The sequence below is a fragment of the Rhodococcus sp. APC 3903 genome (assembly GCF_030407755.1).
Classification (GTDB): domain Bacteria; phylum Actinomycetota; class Actinomycetes; order Mycobacteriales; family Mycobacteriaceae; genus Rhodococcus_F; species Rhodococcus_F erythropolis.
The window spans coordinates 1-21,993 of the sequence record NZ_JASDCV010000015.1 but is presented as its reverse complement, the minus strand read 5'-3'; the positions used below and the strand labels follow the sequence as shown (position 1 = coordinate 21,993).

At 61.0% G+C, this 21,993-nt stretch carries 23 protein-coding genes, 1 tRNA gene, 1 other RNA gene and 1 pseudogene; 14 read left to right on the top strand and 12 right to left on the bottom strand.

What is annotated here, in order from left to right:
• Positions 1-87: 87 nt before the first annotated feature.
• The 3 genes from QMA15_RS21110 to QMA15_RS21100 all read right to left on the bottom strand — a co-directional run bounded on the left by QMA15_RS21110 (position 88) and on the right by QMA15_RS21100 (position 3,096).
• Positions 88-1,140 (bottom strand): 3-keto-5-aminohexanoate cleavage protein, encoded by a 1,053-nt coding sequence (locus QMA15_RS21110; RefSeq protein WP_003943988.1) that lies wholly within the window; start codon positions 1,138-1,140, stop codon positions 88-90.
• 51 nt (positions 1,141-1,191) lie between these two features.
• Positions 1,192-2,043, bottom strand: coding sequence for a TauD/TfdA family dioxygenase (locus QMA15_RS21105; RefSeq protein WP_279162984.1), 852 nt, complete (start codon positions 2,041-2,043; stop codon positions 1,192-1,194).
• 78 nt (positions 2,044-2,121) lie between these two features.
• Positions 2,122-3,096, bottom strand: a complete 975-nt coding sequence (locus QMA15_RS21100; RefSeq protein ID WP_134998551.1) for a quinone oxidoreductase — start codon at positions 3,094-3,096, stop codon at positions 2,122-2,124.
• Positions 3,097-3,296: 200 nt separating this feature from the next.
• Here QMA15_RS21100 and QMA15_RS21095 point away from each other — a divergent pair, with 200 nt between their 5' ends.
• On the top strand, positions 3,297-4,301 hold the full coding sequence (locus QMA15_RS21095) for an AraC family transcriptional regulator (RefSeq protein WP_021342611.1): 1,005 nt from the start codon (positions 3,297-3,299) through the stop codon (positions 4,299-4,301).
• On the opposite strand, the gene QMA15_RS21090 is transcribed toward QMA15_RS21095, so the two are convergent.
• Positions 4,294-5,340 carry a putative sulfate exporter family transporter gene (locus QMA15_RS21090; RefSeq protein WP_134998552.1) on the bottom strand — a complete coding sequence of 349 codons (1,047 nt, stop codon included), beginning with the start codon at positions 5,338-5,340 and terminating at the stop codon, positions 4,294-4,296. The genes QMA15_RS21095 and QMA15_RS21090 overlap by 8 nt on opposite strands.
• A 101-nt stretch (positions 5,341-5,441) precedes the next feature.
• Here QMA15_RS21090 and QMA15_RS21085 point away from each other — a divergent pair, with 101 nt between their 5' ends.
• Positions 5,442-6,350, top strand: coding sequence for a LysR family transcriptional regulator (locus QMA15_RS21085; RefSeq protein ID WP_020905889.1), 909 nt, complete (start codon positions 5,442-5,444; stop codon positions 6,348-6,350).
• Between the two features lie 6 nt (positions 6,351-6,356).
• Here the strand turns inward: QMA15_RS21085 and QMA15_RS21080 are convergent, their stop codons facing one another.
• The 4 genes from QMA15_RS21080 to ffs all read right to left on the bottom strand — a co-directional run bounded on the left by QMA15_RS21080 (position 6,357) and on the right by ffs (position 9,844).
• On the bottom strand, positions 6,357-6,938 hold the full coding sequence (locus QMA15_RS21080; protein WP_019746526.1) for an HhH-GPD-type base excision DNA repair protein: 582 nt from the start codon (positions 6,936-6,938) through the stop codon (positions 6,357-6,359).
• A gap of 18 nt (positions 6,939-6,956) precedes the next feature.
• Positions 6,957-8,312: a glycosyltransferase 87 family protein gene (locus tag QMA15_RS21075; protein WP_279162969.1), complete on the bottom strand. Its 1,356-nt coding sequence runs from the start codon at positions 8,310-8,312 to the stop codon at positions 6,957-6,959.
• 98 nt (positions 8,313-8,410) lie between these two features.
• Positions 8,411-9,703: an aminotransferase class I/II-fold pyridoxal phosphate-dependent enzyme gene (locus QMA15_RS21070; RefSeq protein WP_019746524.1), complete on the bottom strand. Its 1,293-nt coding sequence runs from the start codon at positions 9,701-9,703 to the stop codon at positions 8,411-8,413.
• 41 nt (positions 9,704-9,744) lie between these two features.
• Positions 9,745-9,844, bottom strand: an RNA gene (ffs, locus tag QMA15_RS21065) — signal recognition particle sRNA small type.
• A 136-nt stretch (positions 9,845-9,980) separates the two neighbouring features.
• On the opposite strand from ffs, the gene QMA15_RS21060 reads away from it, so the two are divergent.
• From QMA15_RS21060 to QMA15_RS21050, 3 genes are all read left to right on the top strand, one after another.
• A tRNA-Ser gene (locus tag QMA15_RS21060) sits at positions 9,981-10,068 on the top strand.
• 77 nt (positions 10,069-10,145) lie between these two features.
• Positions 10,146-10,586, top strand: coding sequence for a hypothetical protein (locus tag QMA15_RS21055; RefSeq protein WP_019746523.1), 441 nt, complete (start codon positions 10,146-10,148; stop codon positions 10,584-10,586).
• Positions 10,587-10,642: 56 nt separating this feature from the next.
• On the top strand, positions 10,643-11,461 hold the full coding sequence (locus tag QMA15_RS21050) for a pentapeptide repeat-containing protein (protein WP_021332889.1): 819 nt from the start codon (positions 10,643-10,645) through the stop codon (positions 11,459-11,461).
• Positions 11,462-11,470: 9 nt separating this feature from the next.
• On the opposite strand, the gene QMA15_RS21045 is transcribed toward QMA15_RS21050, so the two are convergent.
• Positions 11,471-11,779, bottom strand: a complete 309-nt coding sequence (locus QMA15_RS21045) for a DUF6191 domain-containing protein (protein ID WP_007731580.1) — start codon at positions 11,777-11,779, stop codon at positions 11,471-11,473.
• Between the two features lie 133 nt (positions 11,780-11,912).
• Between QMA15_RS21045 and QMA15_RS21040 the strand changes: the two genes are divergently transcribed.
• Together QMA15_RS21040 and QMA15_RS21035 are read left to right on the top strand one after the other, a co-directional pair.
• Complete coding sequence (locus QMA15_RS21040; RefSeq protein WP_019746521.1) at positions 11,913-12,584, top strand: response regulator transcription factor; 672 nt, start codon at positions 11,913-11,915, stop codon at positions 12,582-12,584.
• Between the two features lie 39 nt (positions 12,585-12,623).
• Entirely contained in the window at positions 12,624-13,403 is a 780-nt protein-coding gene (locus QMA15_RS21035) for a helix-turn-helix domain-containing protein (RefSeq protein ID WP_019746520.1), read from the top strand.
• A gap of 22 nt (positions 13,404-13,425) precedes the next feature.
• On the opposite strand, the gene QMA15_RS21030 is transcribed toward QMA15_RS21035, so the two are convergent.
• Positions 13,426-14,715 (bottom strand): MFS transporter, encoded by a 1,290-nt coding sequence (locus tag QMA15_RS21030; RefSeq protein WP_020905883.1) that lies wholly within the window; start codon positions 14,713-14,715, stop codon positions 13,426-13,428.
• 27 nt (positions 14,716-14,742) lie between these two features.
• Positions 14,743-15,930, bottom strand: coding sequence for an acetylornithine deacetylase (gene argE / locus QMA15_RS21025; RefSeq protein WP_060939271.1), 1,188 nt, complete (start codon positions 15,928-15,930; stop codon positions 14,743-14,745).
• Between the two features lie 111 nt (positions 15,931-16,041).
• Here argE and QMA15_RS21020 point away from each other — a divergent pair, with 111 nt between their 5' ends.
• The 5 genes from QMA15_RS21020 to QMA15_RS21000 all read left to right on the top strand — a co-directional run bounded on the left by QMA15_RS21020 (position 16,042) and on the right by QMA15_RS21000 (position 20,275).
• The gene (locus tag QMA15_RS21020; protein ID WP_259120530.1) at positions 16,042-17,109 is read left to right on the top strand and encodes an Lrp/AsnC family transcriptional regulator; all 1,068 of its coding nucleotides are present in this window, start codon (positions 16,042-16,044) and stop codon (positions 17,107-17,109) included.
• 51 nt (positions 17,110-17,160) lie between these two features.
• Positions 17,161-17,721, top strand: coding sequence for a TIGR03086 family metal-binding protein (locus QMA15_RS21015; RefSeq protein ID WP_182262107.1), 561 nt, complete (start codon positions 17,161-17,163; stop codon positions 17,719-17,721).
• 51 nt (positions 17,722-17,772) lie between these two features.
• Positions 17,773-18,381, top strand: a complete 609-nt coding sequence (locus QMA15_RS21010; protein ID WP_019746515.1) for a TetR/AcrR family transcriptional regulator — start codon at positions 17,773-17,775, stop codon at positions 18,379-18,381.
• 1 nt (position 18,382) lies between these two features.
• Entirely contained in the window at positions 18,383-19,279 is an 897-nt protein-coding gene (gene gluQRS, locus QMA15_RS21005) for a tRNA glutamyl-Q(34) synthetase GluQRS (RefSeq protein ID WP_019746514.1), read from the top strand.
• 255 nt (positions 19,280-19,534) lie between these two features.
• On the top strand, positions 19,535-20,275 hold the full coding sequence (locus QMA15_RS21000; RefSeq protein ID WP_019746513.1) for an EAL domain-containing protein: 741 nt from the start codon (positions 19,535-19,537) through the stop codon (positions 20,273-20,275).
• Between the two features lie 28 nt (positions 20,276-20,303).
• Here QMA15_RS21000 and QMA15_RS20995 read toward each other — a convergent pair whose 3' ends face one another.
• On the bottom strand, positions 20,304-20,942 hold the full coding sequence (locus QMA15_RS20995) for a DUF4190 domain-containing protein (protein ID WP_113683491.1): 639 nt from the start codon (positions 20,940-20,942) through the stop codon (positions 20,304-20,306).
• 130 nt (positions 20,943-21,072) lie between these two features.
• Here QMA15_RS20995 and QMA15_RS32815 point away from each other — a divergent pair, with 130 nt between their 5' ends.
• Together QMA15_RS32815 and QMA15_RS20985 are read left to right on the top strand one after the other, a co-directional pair.
• Positions 21,073-21,795 carry an RDD family protein gene (locus QMA15_RS32815; RefSeq protein ID WP_020968189.1) on the top strand — a complete coding sequence of 241 codons (723 nt, stop codon included), beginning with the start codon at positions 21,073-21,075 and terminating at the stop codon, positions 21,793-21,795.
• Positions 21,796-21,805: 10 nt separating this feature from the next.
• Positions 21,806-21,993 (top strand): annotated as a pseudogene (locus QMA15_RS20985) (RDD family protein); the annotation flags it as partial.

The window sequence follows — 21,993 nt, the reverse complement described above, 5'->3', positions numbered from 1 at the left end:
GAAGTACTCGAGGTAGACGGGGGGGATTCGGGGGTACGAACCGTCGCGGTTCGTACCCCCGGAACTGTTGTACGAGAGGGTGCGAACTCAGGCGTGCTGCGTGAATCCCAGCTGGCCGATCCGGCGGTTGGGCGCGTAACCCAGCTTCGCCAACGTCTCGTCGGTGTCGGCATACGTCTCACCGATCCGGTAGATGTCCCGAGCTTCCTTCGCGGTAGCCACCTCGCGGCCCAATTCGCCTGCAATGCGCACCAACTGCTCGATCTGCTGCACCGACGTCATCTTCTCGCCCTTGCGGCCCCAGATGGTGTCCTCGTTGCCGCAACGAGCGTGCAAGCCCATCGCGATGGCCATCGTGTTCACCGGCAGGACGCTACGCATCAGCGTTTCCAGCGTCAGGCACGCACCGTCGGGAACACGCTGGACGAAGTTCATCATGTTGTACGGGTTGGGGCCGTCGAAGCCGCCGCCGATTGCCACCCATGTGAGGTTGACCGGGCCGGTGTAGATGCCGCGTCGGATCAACCGCTCCACCGTTTCGAGCTGCGGGATACTGGACAACTGGAAATGCGGCTGGATTCCGGCGGCCTGCAACCGGCGCAGGTGCTCTGCCACCCACTCCGGACCGGCGGGCACGGTCATTTCCCGATACGTGTCCGCCAATTCCGGACGCTGCATCGACGTACCCGCGATGTCGTCGTCGGTCATCAGTTCCATGATGTTCATCTGGCTGGTGTTGATCGCGATCGTCACCTGATCGGGAGCCGGCTCCAATTCCGCCAGCATGTGACGCACGTCGTCGGACAACCACTTCGCATCGGCGCCTTCGCCCTCCGGGGCAAACGAGATCGAGCCGCCGACCTGCAGAATCATCTCGGGAACGGCCTCACGCAAGCGGCCGAGAAGCTCGTTGAACTTCGACAGTCGCTTCGAGCCCTTGCCGTCGAGTTCACGCACGTGGATGTGAAGAACGGTGGCACCGGCGTTGAAGCAGTCGACGGCTTGCTGGACATGCTCGTCCATCGACAACGGGAGGTCTTCTGCAAAATCGTCCGGCTCCCACTCCGGTCCGTAGGGAGCAACGGTGATGACAAGCTTGTCCTGGGTTTCGGGGAACAGTGAATCGTCGTGGAAATGCATAGCGTGACTCCGATCGAGTGAATGAATTATCTTCGGGGCTGGGAAGAGAGATCAGAACGGTGCGTCGCCGATGATTCCGGCGCGCTCCATCTTTCGAACCGCGGGCCAGTAGTCCTGCACCGCGTAATGCTGTGTCGACCGGTTGTCCCAGATCGCGACGCTGTTCTCGGTCCAGCGCCACCGAACCTGATACTCGGGAATCTGAGCCTGGCTCGCCAGGTAAGTGAGCAAATTCCCGGCGCCGGGGGCGTAATCGATTCCGTAGCGGACGTTCTCGGGCGTGTGATAGTTCACGAGGTGTGTGGCGAACGAATTGACGAAAAGAATCTTCTCGCCGGTCTCCGGATGTGTTCGTACCACGGGATGTTCGGCGTCGGGAAAGCGTTCCTTCAGCTGGTGCCGCTGATCGATCGGCATCCGAGCGCCGAAGGTCGACTCGATACTGTGCCTGGCACGCAGATCCTTGATCTGCTCCTTGACCCGCGCCGGCAGATTCTCGTAGGCGAGTGCCATGTTCACCCAAATCGTGTCGCCGCCGACCGGAGGTGTTTCCACACAACGCAATACACATCCCATGGGCGGGTTCACGCGCCAGGTGGCGTCGCAGTGATACGCATTCTCGAAATGCTCCGGCGGGCTGTCCAGGTCTTTGTAGATGCGGACCAGGCCCGGGTGGTCGGGGTCGCTGCCCAGGGCCGGATGATCCTCGAGCTCACCGAATCGCTGGGCAAGCTCTACGTGCTCGGCTCTGGAGAAGTTCTGGTCGCGAAAGAACAGAACCTTGTGCTCGAGCAGCAATCCCTTGATCTGGGCAAAGAGTGCAGCATCTCGCGCGACCTCGCCGAGATCCACCCCGGACAACTCTGCCCCGATCGAACAGGTCAATTTCTCGACGTGGATCATGCTGGTCGACGAGGGAAGGTTTTCTGTCAACGTTGCGGTGTTGGTCATGACAATTCCTCTGGGAAGTGCTGTTTCGGTTCAGACGGAGAAGACGGAGGAACCGATACTGCGACCGGACTCCATGTCGTGGTGCGCACGCACCGCATCTTCGAGGGGGTATCGCTGGTTGATCTCGATCGTGATTCGCCCGGATTCGACGTGTGAGAACAGTTCGCCCGCCAATTCGGCACGTTCCTCGGGATCTGCGATGTAATCGGCAAGTGCCGGACGTGTGAGGAAGAGAGATCCCTTGACGGCCAACTGCATTGCCTGAATCGGCGGAGTCGGCCCGGACGCCGTTCCGAAGCACACCAGCAGCCCGCGCCTGGCAAGGCAATCGAGAGAGATGTCGAACGTGGATTGCCCGATACTGTCGTAGACAACCGGCACGCCGACGCCCCCGGTGATCTCCTTGACACGCGCTACGACGTCCTCGCGGGTGTAGATGACGACTTCATCGCACCCGTGAGCTCGGGCAACGCTCGCCTTCTCGTCGCTCGACACCGTTCCGATCACTTTGATTCCCAACAGTTTTGCCCACTGGGTGAAGATCAGTCCAACCCCGCCCGCCGCAGCATGCAGCAACACGGTGTCTCCCGCTTTCAACGGGTAGATGCGACGCAGAAGGTAGGCGGCGGTCAGTCCTCGCATGGTCATGGCGGCCGCGGTGTCGAAGGCGATGCCGTCGGGTAGCGCGATCAGGTCGGACGACGCCATGATCCGCTCGGTGGCATACGCGCCCAGCGGACTGCCGGTGTAGGTCACGCGGTCCCCCACTGCAAAATCGACTACTCCCTCGCCGATCTCTTCGACCACACCGGCGCCCTCAACGCCCATCCCGGCAGGCAATTGCGCAGGATAGAGGCCACTTCGAAAGTAGGTGTCGGCGAAGTTCAACCCCACCGCTTCATGACGAACCCGAATCTCTCCGGCACCCGGTCGTCCTACCTCGATCTCTTCCCAACGCATGACGGACGGTGTGCCGATCTCATGGAACCGAATGGCGTTTGCCATCAATGCTCTCCAATTCTGTGGGCGGGCTCGACTCGATTACGGTCGAGCTGTATTCGTACGCAACAACTTCCAGAAGTCGGTGCTCGACTTCGCGGTCGTGCCGAACTGATGTGAACAAAACTATGTGAGATCCGGCTCACATGCTTAACTTGACGAGACACACAACACAACATTTCGGGACATCGAGTAAAGGGGGCCCTATGAAGCCACTCGCCCGCTACGCGTCACTGAACCGATACGTCGACCTGTGCCGAACAGTGGACGTGGACGCTGTGGCCCTCATGAGAAGTGTCGGCCTGAGCCCGGCAAGCCTGGCGAACCCCGACCAATGGGTACCGGCCGCCTCCATCGCATCGCTCCTGGAGCGATCGGCAGCGGAGTCCGGACACGAAGACTTCGGGCTTCTACTCGCCGGCCTGCGTCGACTGTCCAATCTCGGTCCCCTCAGCTTGGTCATCAGGGAAGAACCAGACGTCAGGAGCGCACTCGACGTATTGATGCGATACGAGCACACGTACAACGAGTCATTACGCATTCGACTGAACGAGGTCAACGGACTCGCCACCCTGCGAATCTCGCTCGAGGTCGGCGAACCGGTCGACACCAGACAGAGCGTCGAACTCGCAGTCGGCGCGACGCTGCAGATCCTGCGAAGTTTCCTGGGTTCTCGATGGCATCCGGTCAGCGTGGGATTCACGCACAATGCCCCGAAAGATACGAGCACGCATCGACGAATCCTCGGCGACACCGTGGAATTCGATCACGAATTCACCGGCATCGTTTTCTTCGCCGCTGACCTGGATGCGGCAAACCAACTGTCCGACGAGTTGCTCCGGCCGTACGCTCGCCAGTTCCTCGATTCACTTCCCGCATCGGAAACCTCCGACACCCTCAGCCGCACCAAGGAATTGATCGAAGTTCTGCTTCCGACCGGCCGCTGCTCTGTCGAGCAGGTGGCACGAAGCCTCGGGTTCGACCGGCGGACACTGCACCGTCATCTCGCCGAATCCGGAGATACGTTCACGGCCGTTCTCAATTCGGTCCGAAGCACCCTCGCGGAACGATTTGTCGCCAACCCTCGCTATTCATTGACCGAAGTGGCGGTGCACCTGGGGTTTTCGACGCAGGGTAGTTTCTCGCGCTGGTTTCGCACTCAGTTCTCGACGAGCCCGAGCGCATGGCGGACTCAACGCTCGATCAGCTGACCAGCACGACTCCGACGTAGGCGATCGTCGCCACCCACACGGTGGAAATCGCGGCCAGAACGAATGGTCGGGCGCCCACTCCACGAATGACGCTCAGCCGCACCCCCAGCCCGAGAGCGAACATCGCAGCAGCCAACAGCGCCGTCTGCACGGTCTTCGCCAATCCGAGAAGCTCATTCGGCAACATTCCGGTGGAGCGCAAACCCATGCAGCCGATGAATGCCACGACGAACAACGGAATCAGCGGGGGCCGCTTGGTGTCGGTGTTGTCGACCATCGTGCGTTGCCGAATGCTCAGAAACGCCATGACCGGCGCCAACATCAATACGCGCGCAAGTTTCACCACGGTCGCGACCCCCAACGCGGTGGCGCCGAGAGCGCTGCCGGCAGCCACTACTTGTGCCACTTCGTGGATCGACCCACCGGCCCACATGCCCGCATCGATCTCGCTCATACCGAAAGCATCGGCCAGCAAGGGGATCGTCGGAATCATCAGAGTTCCGAAGATCACCACCAGCGCTACAGCGGTCAGCAACTCTTCCTCTCGCGCATTCACCACACCGTCCGCAGCAGCCACTGCGGCTGCGCCACAGATCGAGAAGCCGCAGGCAATCAGAATCCTCTGCGACCAACTCAATCCCAGAAGCTTTCCGGCATACATGGTCCCGGCGATACCGAGGAACACTATCGCCACCACAACGGCGATCACTCCCCAACCCAAACCGACGATGTCGGAGAACATCAATTGCAGCCCGAGCAGAGCGATACCCACCCGAAGTAGCCGTTTCGCCGAGAATGTCAGGCCAGATTGGAATTTCGCCGGCAAAGAGACGGCATTCGCCAACACCGCACCCTCCACGATCGCAATCAGCAACGGACTCACGGCGGAGGTGAACTGACCGGCTATCAGCGCGACCGTGGCACCCAAGGCGCACAACGCAACTCCGGGCACCAATGCAGCCACACTCGACCACCGTCGTACTTCTGACGAAGGGGCGACTGCGGGTTTCTCGGCCACGGACTTCACATCACGGTTCACTCATCCAGCGTCCTTGAGCCACCATCGCTCCGGTAGGGCGATTTCTACCATCACGACATATCAGATCGATATGGAATAGATGCTGGGTATAGCCTGTCTGCATGACCAGAAGGTGGCCCGACCTCACCACACTCGAGCTACTCGTCGGCATCGATGATCACGGAAGCCTCAGTGCTGCAAGCCGTCTGGCTCACATCGCACAACCGAATGCCAGCCGCGCCGTCAAAGCCCTCGAGCGGCAGCTCGGGATGCCACTCATACACCGAAGGTCGACGGGGGCGACTTTGACTCCGCAGGGGACCGTCATCGTCCACTGGGCGCGCCGCGTCCTCGCCAACTCGAGGCAGCTTCTCGACGTCGCCGAAGGGATGCGGACCGAACGATCCGCGGAATTGACCGTGTGTGCCAGCATGACCGTCGCCGAACATCTGATCCCGGCCTGGCTCGGCGTCTTTCGATCACTGCATCCTGGTGTCACCGTCCACCTTCAGGTCTACAACTCGACACGCGTACTCGAAGCCGTCGAAGTAGGAATGTGTGACCTCGGATTCGTCGAGTCACCGACCGTTCCGAAGAGCCTGCCCAGCGTCACCGTCGCGCGTGACTCGCTGGTCGTGGTCGTTCATCCGGATCATCCATGGGCGCGTCGACGAAAGCCGCTGACCGTCGCCGAACTGGCAGCGACACCGCTGCTGGTGCGTGAGCCCGGATCGGGAACCAGAACGACTCTCGACCTGGCGTTACACGAATACGAGCGCGGTGCACCGTTGTTGGAACTGGGTAGTTCGGCCGCGATTCGAACCAGCGTGCTCGGTGGCGTCGGCCCGGCGGTACTGAGCACGCTGGCCGTCGAGGACCAGGTGAAGCAGGGAGAACTTCGGGTCGTAGCCGTCGAAGGCTTGGAACTCGACCGATCCCTGCGTGCAGTGTGGCGCCCGCCGCGTCAGCTCGAGGGCCCCGCAGGCGACCTGATGAAAGTAGTGCGTGCCAGCGGGTCCCGGAAATCCTGAAAGCGGCTACTTCTTGTCGGCCTTCGCTGCCGCCTTTGCGGCCTTCTTGAACTCGCGGACCTCGAGCAAAGACTGTTCGTCGACCACGTCTGCAATCGAGCGCCTCGACCCCTCGAGCCCGTAGTCGCCGGCCGCTTGGCGCCAACCTTTCGGCTCGACGCCGATCTGTTTTCCGAGCAACGCCAGGAAGATCCGGGCTTTCTGATCCCCGTAACCGGGTAGGGCTTTGAGCCGCTTCAGCACTTCCTTGCCGTCGGGATTTCCCGAAGTCCAGATCGCCGCGGTGTCGCCGTCGTAGTTCTCGACGATGAACTGGCACATGAGCTGGATACGCTCGCCCATCGACTTGGGGAATCGGTGCACAGCCGGAGGCTCGGCACAGATGGCGATGAACTCGTCGGTGTCCATGTCGGCGATACGCCTGACGTCGATACCGCTGAGCCGATCCGCCAGCTTCTTCGGACCGAGGAAGGCCGTTTCCATCGGAACCTGTTGATCGAGAAGCATTCCGATCAACAACGCCAACGGGTCCTCGGCCAGGAGGGCATCAGCTTCGGGGTCACCGACAAGGTTCAGTTGAAGTGCCATGAGTCCGATACTGCCACGTCAGGCGGCAGTTGTGACCGGCGCCGACGTATCCGGAGCCGGAATCTTCCACTTCTTCCAGCCGAACAGAACCAACGTCGAGACCGCGGCAAGCGTGAAGACCCAGAGGTAGACGCCGACGGTCGGAATCCGCAGATACTCGGGCGGCACGAACATGAACAGGCCCATTCCGACAAAGCGATCCGTACCCGGAATGACCGACGGGTCCCACCAAGTGTGAGACCAGTTCAAGACTGGGAGCAGGAAAACGAACGGCGCCACCCACGCCCAGCGCTTCTTCGACACCATCGCGTAGTGCGCGGCGAGGACGACCAGCGGGACGAACCACACCCAGTGATGACCCCACGAGAACGGCGAGACAGTGGTCGCAGTCAACCCCGTCATGGTGAGGCCGAGCAATTTCTGGCCGTGCCGGTGAGCAATCCACGCGGCACCGAGTCCGAGGCATACCGCCAGCGCACTGAAGACGAGGACCAGGACCCGCGACGGCGTCGGAGTGTGAGTGAGCTGAGCGATCAGACCGGACACGGACTGGTTGCTCGGAGCATCCGTCGGTCCGACGCGTTCGCTGTCGACAAGAGTGCCGGTCCAGTACTTGTACGCATCGTTGTAGATCACGACGAAACCAATCGCGACGGTCGCCGCGAACGTCACGACGGCCGTCACCAACGCACGCCATTGACGAGTGATGAAGAGGTACGCCCAGAAGAAGGCCGGGGTGAGCTTCACGCCGGCGGCGATGCCTGCCCCGATTCCTCGGAGCCGACTCTTCTCGTCCCGACCGAGGTCCCACACGATCAAGAGCAGCAGGAAGATGTTGATCTGCCCGAGCCAGAGCGTCGTACGTATCGGTTCCATGAACAGAAAGATCGTGGTGGCCAACGCACTGACGGCGTACGCCTTCACGTCGAGCCGATAACCGAGGTACTTCCAGCACAACACGATCACTGCGAACAACGCAGCGATGTTCAAACCCGTCCACACGACAATCGCCTGTTTGAACGAGAGCACCGCCCACACCGTGAACAGCAAAGCCGCAAACGGGGTGTACGTGAACATCATCCCTTCCAGGACTGGCCCGTCGTACAACGGAAGGCCCTGAACCACAACGCTGCCGCCGTGGCGGTAGACGTCGAGATCGAGGAAATTTTCGAAGATCCCCCAGTACCGCGTATTCATCGGCACGGCGAAAAGAACCATCAGCACGGACGCGACTGCCAGAACACCGAGCACAGAGAATCCGAGAACACCGACACGGAGACTGCGTCGCGGTATGTCAGCTTCGATGACCGACTCTGATTTCGCGGTGTGCGCCTCGAAAGAGGGTCCATCCGAAGCGTTGATCGCGCCCGTCACTACAACCTCCGGGATTTACACCCTATGTCGGGAATTGATGCTCCGAACGGTACAAGACGAGACCGAAAAGTACCGACCGGGCACGCCGCTTAGAGAACTCAGATCTCGGAGAGACGCGATTCGGTGGCTGCGAGCAGGACACACGTCGCCACGCCGTCCATGGCAACTTCGAGTTCAGCCGTGGACGGGAAGCTCGGGGCCAACCGGATGTTCCGGTCGTCCGGATCCGTGCTGTACGGGAAAGCCGATCCGGCAGCGGTGAGCGCGATACCCGCGTTCTTCGCCAGTTCGATGACGCGCTTGGCCGTGCCGTCGACCACGTCGAGGCTGATGAAGTATCCGCCCTTCGGCTCGGTCCAGGACGCGACCTTCGAAGCACCGAGACGATCCTCGAGGATCCGCAGTACGAGCTCGAACTTGGGTGCGAGGAACGCGCGATGCTTCTCCATGTGCGCACGAACGCCGTCGGCATTGCCGAAGAAACGCAGGTGGCGAAGCTGATTGACCTTGTCAGGTCCGATGCTCTTCTTACCCAGGAACTTCTGGTACCAGGCAAGGTTTTCCGCCGAGCTACCGAAGAAGCTCACACCAGCGCCGGCGAAAGTGATCTTGGACGTCGACGCGAACACGAGCGGACGGTTGGGGTGTCCGGCCTCCGCTGCCATCGAGAGAATGTCGTAGGAAGGTGCGGTCTCGCCGACGAGAGGATGCACGGCATATGCGTTGTCCCAGTACAGGCGGAAGTCCGGCGCGGCCGTCGGCATCGACGCGAGCGTCCGGACAATTTCTTCGGAGTACACGGCGCCGGTGGGGTTCGCGTAAACCGGAACCGCCCACATGCCCTTGATCTGCGGATCTGACGCAACAAGTTCGGCGATCTTGACGACATCCGGGCCGTCGTGGTTCATCGGCACCGCAATCATCTCGATGCCGAGGGACTCGGTGATCGCGAAGTGGCGGTCGTAGCCCGGTGCGGGGCAGAGAAACTTGATCTTCTCTTCCTGTGCCCACGGCCGGGCCGAATCCGGAGTGCCGTGCAGCAGTGAGAACACGACGTTGTCGTGCATGATCTCGAGGCTCGCGTTGTTGCCGGCGAGAAGGTTCGCAACGGGGATACCCAGCAGCTCACCGAAGATGGCGCGCAGTTCCGGCAGACCGGTGAGTCCGCCGTAGTTACGGCAGTCGGTGCCGCTGCCGTCTCGGAAGTCACCGTCGCCGGGCAGCGTCAGCAGCTCTGCTGAAAGGTCGAGTTGTTCCGGGGAAGGCTTACCGCGGGTCAGATCGAGTGCGAGCTTCTGCGCCTGGAGCTGCGTGTACTTCGCGCTCTGGCTCTCATGCTCGGAGGTGAGTTCTTCATGGCTCATCAACCCGATCTGGGTTTGGATAGGCATCCGGAGCGGCCTTTCACCGACGAGGCGGGGTCGGGTATGTGAAAAAATAGAGGACCCCGCGCACCCGGCAGAGCCCGTTGACCCTTGCTGCCTTCCGGCCCTGGGGGAGTTCACAGGATGCGCGCCGCGCGGGATCCAATGAACAGTGTAGACGGCTTTCGTCGGCCGCTGCACACCACCTACCGGGGTGGAGATGCAAACCCTGAGATCCACCGGTTCTTCGCAGGTCAGGTACCCGTTTAACGCTTCACGCCTGCAATTGGGTATGCTGCTCCACGGAGGATTCGCCTAGTGGCCTATGGCGCTCGCCTGGAACGCGGGTTGGGTTAACGCCCTCAGGGGTTCAAATCCCCTATCCTCCGCCAGGGAAGTCCCCGACCAGTCTTGGTCGGGGACTTTTTCTTTGCCACGAAGCATCGCCGAGCAGCGATACTGTCGACGAATGCGTCCCTCGACAACTGGCCGGGTCATCGCAGCAGGTACCGGCCTGATACTGAGTGCACTTGTCGACGCCCCCGTGAAAAAGTGGATGTCTCACCGCCGAACACCTGCCTACGCCGCCGGCCTCGTGGTCGCCGCGGCCGTTTATCCCGTGGCTCGGCAGGGACAAGCTCGGCAGGGACGCCTGGTCGACGTCTCCATTCCCGTTCGCGAATGGAGTGCAGTGTCCGCAACATTTGTGGTCTTCGTCGGCGCACTGGTTCTGCAGCCGAGTACCGCACGGCGACTGGTTGCAGCGAGCTGGGCCGTCCACCCGATTTTCGACCTACTTCACGAGCGTGGTCCGGAATCACGTCTGCCGGATTGGTACCCCGCAATTTGCGCGGGATACGACCTCGGAGTCGCTGGACTTCTTGCTGCCGAACCACGCAATTTCGTTTGACAGACTCACGAACTCGAAGCCAGACTTTCCGTCCAACCCAACAATCGGGAGTACGCGTGATTGCCGGCCAGACCAATCTGCTCGCGGATTGCAGCAGTTGCTTCGGCCTGTGCTGCGTCGCACTCCCCTTTTCCAAGTCCTCCGACTTCGCGACCAACAAGAATGCCGGCGACCCCTGCAAGAACCTGCAGCAGGATTTCCGCTGCGGCATTCACACCGGATTGCGAAAGAAGGGCTTCACCGGTTGCACCGTGTACGACTGTTTCGGTGCGGGACAGAAGGTTTCACAGCAGACCTACGACGGCATCAGCTGGCATGATGCCCCGGAGACCGCGTCAGACATGTTCGAAACGTTCCCTGTCGTACGCCAGTTGCACGAACTGCTCTGGTATCTCGCCGAAGCCCGCTCGCTGAAGCAAACCCACTCGATACGAAAGGAACTCGACGCTGCACTCGCAGAGACGGAAAGCCTGACCAACGGCACGCCTTCGCAGATTCAAGCCGTCGACGTCTCAGCACACCGAGCGACAGTCAACACACTGCTCTTGCAGACGAGTAACCTTGTGCGCTCGCCGATCTCAGGCAAGAAGGGTCGCAAACTCGACCACCGCGGCGCAGACCTCATCGGCGCCAGATTTCGTGGTTCCGATCTACGTGGAGCCAACTTTCGCGGGAGTTACCTGATCGGTGCAGACCTCCGCGACTGCGAACTCGATCGAGCTGATCTGATCGGTGCAGACTTGCGCGGCACCGACATTCGCGGCGCAAAACTCCGCGGCAGTATCTTTCTCACTCAGTTCCAGATCAACGCGGCGGTTAGCGATTCGGCTACCACACTCCCCGATTCACTGACCCGCCCCAGCCACTGGGCCTGAGCCCGACTGTCAACTCCGTCGACGGAGAACGACCTTGTTAGCTTCCGGATCGACGGACACCCACGGCGGGTCACCGTCGGTTCCGTCCTCACGATGCATCAACGCGCTCTGCCGCTGTTCGAATTCATGATGCTTGGACCCCTGAAACAGGGCAGCAACCTCTTCGAAGCCCGCAGCCGAGACCGGACGAGTCGTGCGCCCCCTGGTCCACGGCAGTGCGCGGCCACCGGTAAGCCGGTTCCAGAGAGTCTCGGCGAACGCGAACAGAACCAGCAGCACGAGCAAGCCTGGCAGCGTCAACGCGAACAGAGTGCCCATGAAAGAAGTCTAGCGGCGAACGCCCCAGGTCCCCTCAACTTTTGATCAGCCACCTTGTTGTGGCCATGCGGTGGATGATCTGCCAGAATGCAAGCTGTTACGACTAGTAACACCTTCGGGGGGAGGATTTCACGTGAGCTTGATACTTGCAGCTACCGACCGTTCGGAGCTTGCCCAGACACTCGGGGCCGAATTAGTACATTTTGGTCATCAAACACAGCTCGTCCGCACCGGGCGCCGCCTACTCGACGACCTGGACACCGACAGTTTCGATATCGCCGTGATCGATCTCTTGTTGCCGGACATCGACGGCTACGAGATTGCACGACAGATCCGCTTGCGCAGTTCGATGCCGATCATGATGTTGGTGGATACCCACGAGGACATCGACGAAGCACCACATGGCGCTGTCTCGGACTTCGTACTGAACCCGATCGATTCTCACGCGCTCGATCTTCGGGTCACCGCGATCCTTCGTGAAACCGCGCATCCCGCCGCCGGAAAACACCAACGTCACGGTGACCTGCTCCTCGATCGACGTGCAATGACGGCGACGATGGGCGGAAAGCTGCTCGTCCTCAGCCGGACCGAATGGCGGGTACTCCTGGAACTGTCGACCGAGCCTGGGCGCGTGTACTCGCGTGATCATCTGATCCGAAACGTCTGGGGTTCCGACCACGAAAAGACACGTGTGGTCGACGCGACCATTCTCAGCTTGCGGTCCAAACTCGAATCCAATCCCGCGAAACCGAAGTACATCAAAACCATCCGGGGGTTCGGATATCGCTTCGGCCCGGTCGAATGAACTCGCCTTCGTGTCGGTGGCGCTCGATAGGCTCTTGTCATGGGTTGGTACACACCACAATCGGTCGCCCCGGATCTCTCCGACATCCTGGTGTGTGGCTGGACGGCGTGCGCAGAAGGTGAACACCTGCTCGTGCCCGATGCTTGCATGGACGTGCTGTGGATACGTGGCGTCGGCATACGCGTCTGTGGCCCCGAAACCGCTGCATGGTCATTCACTCTTCCGCCCGGAACACGCTCCGTGGGTGTTCGATTCCGCCCTGGATCGGCATCGCCGATGTTGCGAACCTCGGCGTCCGAGCTTCGAGATTCTCGCGCTGACCTCAGCGCTGTAACCGACGCACGCACGGAAAGAATACTGTTGAACCGCTTGGAAAATTCCGAAGACCACGAACAAGTCTCGATCCTCGAAAGCGCTGTCCGGAGTTGGGCAAGTTCGAGTTTCCGTCACGATCCGGTGATCAACCACGTCCGCACCGCACTGTCCGAACATTCGTGGAATGTCAGCACTCTCGCCGACGCGGCGGCACTGACTTCGCGCCAACTCCAGCGTCGATGCAACGACGCCTTCGGATACGGCCCTGCAACGCTGCGCTCGATCCTGCGCCTCCAGCGTTTCATGGCGCTCGCCCGCAGTCGACCCGCACTGGGCCTCGCTGAATCCGCAGCCCACTGCGGATTCAGCGATCAGGCCCACTTGACGCGTGAATGCCGCCGAATCTCTTCGCTGACCCCGGCAGCTCTACTGCGAACCCAAGCCCCCGACTGGCACGGGTCGGAAACCGTTGTCGCGCTGGCAGAGGGAGACGCGGTCGCATGATCGCTACCGCGCTCCCCCGCCGTCACTTCTGACTGAAAAGCGTCCTGGCAGACCACAGCCCGCCGAGGGAGAGCACTGCGACCGTCATGTAGTAGTAGCTCGGAGCGTCGAGCGAGCCTGTTGTACTGATCAACCAGGTCAAGACCAACGGCGCGATTCCGCCGAGCAAGGTCACGCCGAGGTTGTACGACAAAGACATCCCGGTAGCCCGGATCTCCGCTGGGAACAGCGAACTCATCAAAGCAGGCAAGGGGCCGAAGGCAAACGCCATGATGACGCCCAGGGCCGAAACAACCAGGACGAGCGTCAGAGTCGAGGGGTGATCGACCATCAGTTTGAAGAGCGGCCAGGCCAGGACGATTGCCGCAACGGCGGCCCAGGTCATAACTCTCGCAGGTCCGACCCGGTCTGCAAGATGACCGATCAACGGCACGGTGATCAAGGTGACCAGTCCGGCGACGATTCCGCCGAGGTAGCCGGCAGAGGCGGATACTCCGAGGTTCTTCACGGCAAACGTCGGCATGTACAAGATGAGGTAGATCGAGATCGTCGCGACGCCGACTACTGCCGCGCCGGTCAGCACCCGGCCGAGATGCCTGGTCAGCGTCGTCTTCAGCGGGGCCTTTTCCGGGACGCTCGTCTTGAAATCGTCCGTTTCATCGAGCTTGGCGCGGATGTAGAGACCGACCGGCCCGACGATGATGCCGAAGAAGAACGGAACGCGCCAGCCCCACGAGTAAAGCGCTTCATGCGAGAGATGGGTATTGAGCACGTATCCGAACAACGATGCCAGGAAAACCGAAGCACCCTGGCTGGCAACCTGCCAGGAAGAGTAGAACGCCTTCTTGTGCGGTGCAGTTTCCACGAGGAAGGTTGTAGCAGTACCGAATTCACCGCCAGCGGAGAATCCTTGAATGAGTCGCGAAACCAGGATGACGACGCCGGCCCACGGCCCGATCATCGAGGTCGTCGGCGCCACCGCCATGATGAGCGTGCCGATCATCATCAGCATCATCGTCAACGTCAAGGCGTTCTTGCGCCCGCGACGGTCGGCATAGCTTCCGAGAACCATCCCGCCAAGCGGCCGGATGACGTACGAGATCGCGAACGTCGCGAACGTCAGTATCAAGCCGAGGGTGTTGTCGCCGCCGGGAAAGAAGTTATGGGCGATGACCACTGCAAATGATGCGTAGACGATGACGTCGAACCATTCGAGCGCAGCGCCGAGCGAACTGCTGATCACCGCCTTGCGAGCAGCGGCCAGGCGTTCCGGGGTGACTGCTCCGGAGGTTGGCGTAGTTGCCGTGGACATGGTTTTCCTTAGGGGGGTGAGGGTGGGTCAGGCGCGGGCGTGAGCGATGACGTTCCGAACGAACTGCTCGCACTGTGCCAATTGGTCAAGTGTCACGTACTCGTCAGGTGCATGCGCCTGAGTGATGCTTCCCGGCCCACACACAACAGTGGGGACACCGATACTCGCGAACATCCCGGCCTCGGTGGCGTACGCGACCTTTTCGTCCGAGGGCCGACCACCCCATTGTTCGACCAGTGCGGCCGCCGAAGCATTCGCATCCGTCTCCAGGGGAGGAACCGAGGCCGACACGTGCATCGTCACGGAGGCTGACGGGTTTTCTTCCTGCATCAGGTTTTCGATCCGATTCGCCTCGGAGGCAAAGCGTTCGAGCAAATCTGCGGCGCCAGCTGAGCTGATGCTCCTGAATTCGAAAGTGATGGAGCAATCCTCGGGGACAGTGTTCACTGCGATCCCGCCGGATACGAGATTGACCGAACACGTCGTCCAGGCCACGTCGAATGCGTCGTCGTACGGGCCGGACGCACGGAGCTCGTCGGCCGCGCTTCTGACGAATCGAATCAACTCCGCGCCGTATTCGATCGCGTTGACTCCTCGCGGAGTAAGCGACGAGTGCGCCGAAACACCATGCAGATCAACACGTATGACGTTCATCGACTTGTGTGCGCGAATGACCCGCATCTCCGACGGCTCTCCGACGACGCACACATCAGGGCGCAGGTTCCGGGAAACAACCTCCTCGACCAACCCGGCCGCACCGATGCAGCCGACTTCCTCGTCGTAGGAGAATGCAAAGTGAATCGGCTTCGCCAGCGGCCGAGCAACGATGTCGGGGATCGCCGCGACAACGATCCCGATGAACGACTTCATGTCGCACGTGCCGCGTCCGTACAGACTTCCGTCGCGAATTTCGGGAGTGAAAGGGTGGCTGCTCCAGTCTTGATCGTCGACCGGCACTACATCTGTATGGCCGGAAAACATCACTCCACCGGCAGTGCTTCCGTCAGGAGGCGTGAATGTTGCCAACAGGTTCAGCTTGGAACCCTCGTCGTCGGAAACGAGTATCGGCTCGACCCCGTGGCGACGTAGTTCCGCGGCGATGAGATCGATCAACGGTCGATTGCTCACGGCACTCGTCGTATCGATTCCGATGAGGCGCTGCACCCAGTCGAGACTTCTCTCGGTTGGAACAGCGGACAACGTGGTGGACGACATCTGGGTTCTCCTTTCACAGCACGAACGCGGTGGGCACTTGCCACCGCGTTCTGCCCTTCGAGCATGAATGAAGTGATCCCAGACACAATGAAGATGCACGATACTTGCAATATGATCGAAGAAACGCAGGATTCCGCCGTGCTCGACGACGTCGACCTCGCCCTGATCAATTGCCTGCAACTCGACCCGCGAGCGTCGTGGCGCACGGTTGGTGACGCGCTCAAAGTTGATCCGGTTACCGTCGCGCGCCGCTGGCAACGGCTACAGGACTCCGGCACCGCCTGGGTCTCCGCGAGGGCAACCGGCCACGGCCGTCCGGAATCGTGTCTGGCTTTCGTGGAAGTCGACTGTACGACTTCGAACGCCTTGGCGATTGCGGAACATCTTGCCCGCTGGCCGCAGGTTCTGAGCGTCGAACACACAAGCGGCCCAGGCGACTTGACTCTTCTCGTCGAGGTCAGAGACATGGCTTTCCTGTCGCGTTTCCTGCTTCGCTCACTCGCGTCGGTGCCCGGGATCGTCAGTTCGCGTGCGCACCTCGTCACCGAGGTCTTCGCGATCGGAGACGACTGGAAATTGCAGGTACTCGATGCCACGCAGCGGGCGGTGATGACAGACCGGCCTGTGCGCTACAAATATGCGCCGACGGATCAGCGCCATCACGGGAAGACTTTCGACGCGGTCGACCGCCAATTGATATTGAAGCTGGGCAAGGACGGTCGATCCTCGATTGCCGAGCTCACGGTCGGTACCGGCCTCAGCGAAAGTACGGTCAGGCGGCGACTTGCCGAACTGACGTCGCGCAACCAAATCGTGTTCCGCTGCGACGTGTCTCTACCGCTGTCCGGCTGGCCCCTCGTGACCTGGGTGTGGGGATATGTCGATCCCACGGACCGGTCGACGATTCGTGCTCTGGTGGAGCGAGTGTCTGGAACACGAGTGTGCATGCGGATATCCGGTGGACGCGCCAACACACTGCTCGCGATCGCCGCACACTCCCTTCGCGAAACTCCCATTACCGAAGTACAACTCGCACAAGAGGCACCGGGCCTGGTGGTGCTGAACAGGTCAGTGGTGCTGCGATCGATGAAAAGGGTGGGCCGACTTCTCGATGACGAAGGCAAGAGCGCCGGGGTCGTACCGATGGACATCTGGGCGGAAGCCCCGGAGATCGAGTGAATGTCCGAAATAATCAATCATGACGCGCCGCGGTGGAGAAGGATTGCTGTCATGACTTCAACAGAGATCTCCCCCGCCCAGCGTTATCGGGATCTGGCCGCCGGATTCACGGCGCGGATCGACGCCGTACCCGCCGACCGCTGGGACAACGATTCCCCCTGCGAGGGCTGGACCGCCCGCGACGTGGTGAGACACGTGCTCGACAGCGAACGCGACATGGTCAAGGTAGTCGGCCTGGAATTGGCACCCGGTCCGTCGGTCGACGACGACCCGTCGGCAGCCTGGGCGGCCGTCCGAGATTCGATGCAGGCCATTCTGGACGATCCGGCAAAGTCCACCCTCGAATACGACGGGCACTTCGGCCGGACCAACCTCGGGGCCACGGTCGAGGGGTTCTTGTGTTTCGATCTGGTCATCCACGGTTGGGATCTCGCAGCCGCGACCGGCACCGATACGACGATGCGTAACACGGACGTGGAGTGGGTGTCGGAGATCGCCGCGGGCCTCGGCGAGTCGATCCGCATGAGCGGTGTGTGCGGCCCGGAAATACAGGTTCCGGACAACGCTGACAAAGCGACGAAACTCCTTGCCTTCCTCGGCCGGAAGGCGTGAAAAAGTACCCCTGACGTGGGCATTACTTCCATACACATGTAATGTCGCGGTATGCCGGAACGCCGAAAATCCTCCACGAGTCCAGACCTGCTTGCGGCGGCATTGTTCGATGTCGCCGCGGAATCCGGACTGGAAAATGCCAGCGTTCGCGAGGTCGCAAAACGGGCGGGTGTCTCGATCGGCGCAGTGCAACATCATTTCTCGACCAAGGACGAGATGTTCGCATTCGCACTGCGAACACTCGTCGATCGATTGTTGACCAGACTGGCCGAATCGTCCGCCGACGCGGACCCGCATACCGCCCTGTTCCAGGCGCTCTCGCAACTCCTGCCCCTCGACGAGCAACGCACGCGTGAGGCGCATGTGCTCGCCGCGTTTGCCGTGCGCGCCGCAACCAGTGAGTCACTCTCCGAAATCCGCCGGACAACCCTGTTCACAATCCGCACCGGCATCTCGACAGTTCTGATCGGGATCGGAACTCCGGAAGCGGAAACCAGAGCGGCACTTCTACTTTCAACCGTCAATGGATTGGCCCTCGACGCACTCGGAAGCCCCGCCATGTATCCGCCGCAGTACCTCGATCACGCTTTGGAAACCCAGATCCGCCTCACCCTGCACGACGCCGAGAACCCGCTCGCCTCCGTCGGGCTCGCCAGCTGACGTGGCAGGAGCAGGACGCTTCGCGCCGAGCCCGTCCGGCGATCTCCATCTGGGAAACCTCCGTACCGCCCTCTTGGCCTGGCTGTTCGCCCGCACCAGCGGGCGCGACTTCCTCATTCGCGTCGAGGATCTCGACCGTGTCCGACCCGGCTCGATGGAGCGACAACTCGACGATCTGCGCAGGCTCGGCCTCACATGGGACGGCCCAGTCGTCTTACAATCGCACCGTCTTCCCTTGTACCACAACGCTATCGAGCTACTACGCGAGCGCCACCTGACCTATCCCTGCTTCTGCACACGCAAGGAGATCCTGCAGGCACCGTCCGCTCCCCATGCTCCCGATGGCGCCTATCCCGGCACTTGCCGGAACCTGTCGGCGGCCGAACGCGCCGAGAAATCGGCAAGCGGCCGATCCCCCGCGCTGAGGCTACGGGCCGACATCGATTCGTTCACCGTGCACGACGAACTGTTCGGCGAGGTGACGGGGCAAGTCGACGACGTCGTCCTGCTCCGCGGAGACGGCGTACCCGCCTACAACCTCGCCGTTGTCGTCGACGACGGTGCGCAGAACATCGATCAAGTGGTCCGCGGCGACGACCTCCTGACCTCGGCGCCGCGTCAGGCGCACCTTGCTCAACTGCTCGACATCGAACCGCCGTCGTACGCCCACGTTCCTCTCGCGTTGAACAGTGAAGGCAAACGACTCGCGAAGCGCGACGGCGCAGTGACTCTGGCCGATCAACTCGAGGCCGGACGCAGTGCCGAACAGGTCCTGACAATGATCGCGTCGAGCATCGGTCTCGCTGAACCCGGCGAAGTTGTCACACCACCCCAATTGGCGGATCGATTCGACTCTCGCAAGATCCCCCGAACCCCGTGGATTTTCCCGGCGAAGTAAGTGAAGTTTCAATCGACACCTCGTCGGGACAAAAGCTCGATTGTCCGATATGACAAAGCCGTCCGCAATAGCTATTCGTTGGCAATTCTCGATTAGTGAAGTACGGTCGAGACTGGCGAAGGAAATTCAGGGCGAGTAGTCCCTGCAAAACTACGCCCGGGATCTGAACCTGGGATCCGACTGCAGTACCCACTTGCAGCATCCACGCTGACACGCACGTGCGGCACGGGCGACTCAGGACGAAAAGGAATACGCATGGTCCGCGAGCTTCGCGAGGCACTCGACGACCATCAATTCGAGGTGTTGTATCAACCCCAGGTCAATCTGAACTCGTCAGCAATTATCAGCTATGAAGCACTTCTGCGGTGGCGCCATCCGCTTCGAGGGTTGATCGAACCCCAAGATTTCATGCGCTCCGCCGAATCCTCTGGGCTCATCATTCCCATCGGGCTGCAGGCTCTGGACATGATCTGTGCCCAAACAGCGTCGTGGCCTGAGCACATGATGGTCGCGGTCAACTTTTCACCTCGCCAACTCGCTACCCCGCACGCCGCTCACGAGATCCTCGGAGCGCTGGACAGTTCAGAAACCCCACTGAGCAGAATCATCGTGGAAGTCACCGAACTCGGCGTCGTGGGTCGGCATGCCGCCGAGACCCTTCACGTCTTGCATAACGAGGGAATTCGAATCGCGCTGGATGATTTCGGGGCGGGCTTCGCGTCTTTCTCCGCGTTGTCGGAATTGCCGCTCGACATTCTCAAGATCGACCAATCCTTGACCTGGGCCGTCAGCGCAGCGGGTCGTGCTGGAGACCGCGCCTTCATGGTCATGGAGTCAATCGCCGACATCGCTCGGAAACTCGGGCTTGATTCGATAGCCGAGGGCGTCGAAACTGCCGAACACGCAGCCAACGTCTTGCAGGCCGGCTGCGACATGGGCCAGGGCTATTACTTCGGGAAGCCGCTTCCTGCGTCGTCCATAGTCACTCCCGTGTGAGCGCCAGCCACTTCAGTACGACGCCACTTCAGTACGACGACGATGCGCTCGCGATGAGTGCGACCACGAGAATCACGGCAAAAATGGCCAAGAAAGTTGCTCCGACCGCAATTCCGGCTATCGCAAGCCCGCGTCCCTCTTGACCTGTCTGCTTGATCTGATTGAGCGCGACGATTCCCAGAATGATTCCGATGATTCCGCCGAGACTGTAGAAGCAACCGCCTGCAAGCGATACCACCAACGACGCAATTGCGAGACCATTGGTGCCGACTGGCTGCATCGGCGGGATGTATCCACCAGCGAATTGGTTCGGTTGACCGTACGCATTCGGCGGTTGACCGTATTGGGGCTGTCCGTATTGAGCTTGTCCGTATTGTCCGGGTTGCTGATATTGATTCGGCTGATATTGATTCGGCGGCGGCAAGTATGGATTGGGTTCACCAATTCCACCCGGCTGAGGCGTATTACCGGTCGGGTTGTACGACGGCGGCGGATAACCCGGGTACTGCTCGTTGGGAGTGGTATATCCGGGAACTTCAGGTGAAGACTGCGTTTCGGACGGGGACACGCCGTACCCCTCGGGCGGCAGGCTCGGAAATTCTCCGTATCCAGGTTTTGCCTGGTAATCGCTCGAAGAATCGTCGTTGTTGCCCCCGGAACTCGTCATACAACGCAGCCTAAACCACAGGTGACCTCCGAATCCAAGTGAGCAGATGTCATCCACATCGCTCTTTGATCCCAGTAGGGTCATATCCACTGTCACACTCGAGCGCGATATTTACGACTGAGGGGAACACATGACAACCGGCGGGTACGACCCCAACCAGAATCCAGAAGGAGGGAAGCAATTCCCACCCCAGGATCCATATGGCCAGCAGGGAACACCTCCTCCCGGAAGTTACCCACCTCCCGCAGGCCCCCCGCAGGGCGGTAGCTACCCGCCTCCTCCACAGGGCGGGAACTTCCCGCCCCCTCAGGGTGGCAACTACCCGCCGCCCGGTGGATACCCGCCGCCTCCGCAGGGCGGCAACTTCCCGCCGCCTCCGCAGTTCAACGACCAAGGTGCGTACGGCGGAGGAAATCGACTGCCCTCGGGTGCTCAGCCGGGTGATCTGTGGATTCGACTCGGCGCCCGCATCATCGACGGAATCATCGTCGGCATCATCGCCGCGATTCTGGCTCTCTTGGTCAGTGACTCCGACAGCTTGATTCTGATCTCGGGACTGTTCTCGGGAATTCTGACCTTCGCTTACTTCATCGCAATGGAAGTAACGCAGGGTCGGACTTTGGGAAAGATGATTCTGGGCCTTTCAGTGCACGGTCCGGGCGGCGCACCTCGCCCCTCCGTCCAGCAGTCTGCGATTCGCAACGCCTTCACGTTGCTCTCGATCATTCCGATCATCGGCGGAATCCTCGCGCTGGTCGCCTACATCGTCATCGCGGTCACCATCAACAACAGCCCCACCAAGCAGGGCAAGCATGACGAGCTCGCTGGTGGGACTCAGGTAGTCAAGGGTTAGGTAGACATATATGACAACCGGTGGGCAAGACCCCAACCAGAACCCAGAAGACGGGAAGCAATTCCCACCCCAGGATCCGTACGGCCAGCAGGGAACACCCCCTCCGGGGAGTTATCCTCCACCGGCCGGTCCTCCGCAGGGTGGAAGTTATCCCCCGCCCGGCGGAAACTACCCGCCGCCCCCACAGGGCAACTTCCC

Coding starts and splice junctions, on each gene's coding strand:
- QMA15_RS21010 (WP_019746515.1), top strand. CDS start 17,773: ATGCCGGAACGCCGAAAATCCTCCACGAGTCCAGACCTGCTTGCGGCG.
- QMA15_RS21015 (WP_182262107.1), top strand. CDS start 17,161: ATGACTTCAACAGAGATCTCCCCCGCCCAGCGTTATCGGGATCTGGCC.
- QMA15_RS21080 (WP_019746526.1), bottom strand. CDS start 6,938: ATGGCACTTCAACTGAACCTTGTCGGTGACCCCGAAGCTGATGCCCTC.
- QMA15_RS21095 (WP_021342611.1), top strand. CDS start 3,297: ATGAAGCCACTCGCCCGCTACGCGTCACTGAACCGATACGTCGACCTG.
- QMA15_RS21110 (WP_003943988.1), bottom strand. CDS start 1,140: ATGCATTTCCACGACGATTCACTGTTCCCCGAAACCCAGGACAAGCTT.
- QMA15_RS21055 (WP_019746523.1), top strand. CDS start 10,146: ATGCGTCCCTCGACAACTGGCCGGGTCATCGCAGCAGGTACCGGCCTG.
- QMA15_RS21000 (WP_019746513.1), top strand. CDS start 19,535: ATGGTCCGCGAGCTTCGCGAGGCACTCGACGACCATCAATTCGAGGTG.
- QMA15_RS21045 (WP_007731580.1), bottom strand. CDS start 11,779: ATGGGCACTCTGTTCGCGTTGACGCTGCCAGGCTTGCTCGTGCTGCTG.
- QMA15_RS21030 (WP_020905883.1), bottom strand. CDS start 14,715: ATGTCCACGGCAACTACGCCAACCTCCGGAGCAGTCACCCCGGAACGC.
- argE (WP_060939271.1), bottom strand. CDS start 15,930: ATGTCGTCCACCACGTTGTCCGCTGTTCCAACCGAGAGAAGTCTCGAC.
- QMA15_RS21070 (WP_019746524.1), bottom strand. CDS start 9,703: ATGCCTATCCAAACCCAGATCGGGTTGATGAGCCATGAAGAACTCACC.
- QMA15_RS21105 (WP_279162984.1), bottom strand. CDS start 2,043: ATGATCCACGTCGAGAAATTGACCTGTTCGATCGGGGCAGAGTTGTCC.
- QMA15_RS21020 (WP_259120530.1), top strand. CDS start 16,042: ATGATCGAAGAAACGCAGGATTCCGCCGTGCTCGACGACGTCGACCTC.
- QMA15_RS32815 (WP_020968189.1), top strand. CDS start 21,073: ATGACAACCGGCGGGTACGACCCCAACCAGAATCCAGAAGGAGGGAAG.
- QMA15_RS21035 (WP_019746520.1), top strand. CDS start 12,624: ATGGGTTGGTACACACCACAATCGGTCGCCCCGGATCTCTCCGACATC.
- QMA15_RS21100 (WP_134998551.1), bottom strand. CDS start 3,096: ATGGCAAACGCCATTCGGTTCCATGAGATCGGCACACCGTCCGTCATG.
- QMA15_RS21085 (WP_020905889.1), top strand. CDS start 5,442: ATGACCAGAAGGTGGCCCGACCTCACCACACTCGAGCTACTCGTCGGC.
- QMA15_RS20995 (WP_113683491.1), bottom strand. CDS start 20,942: ATGACGAGTTCCGGGGGCAACAACGACGATTCTTCGAGCGATTACCAG.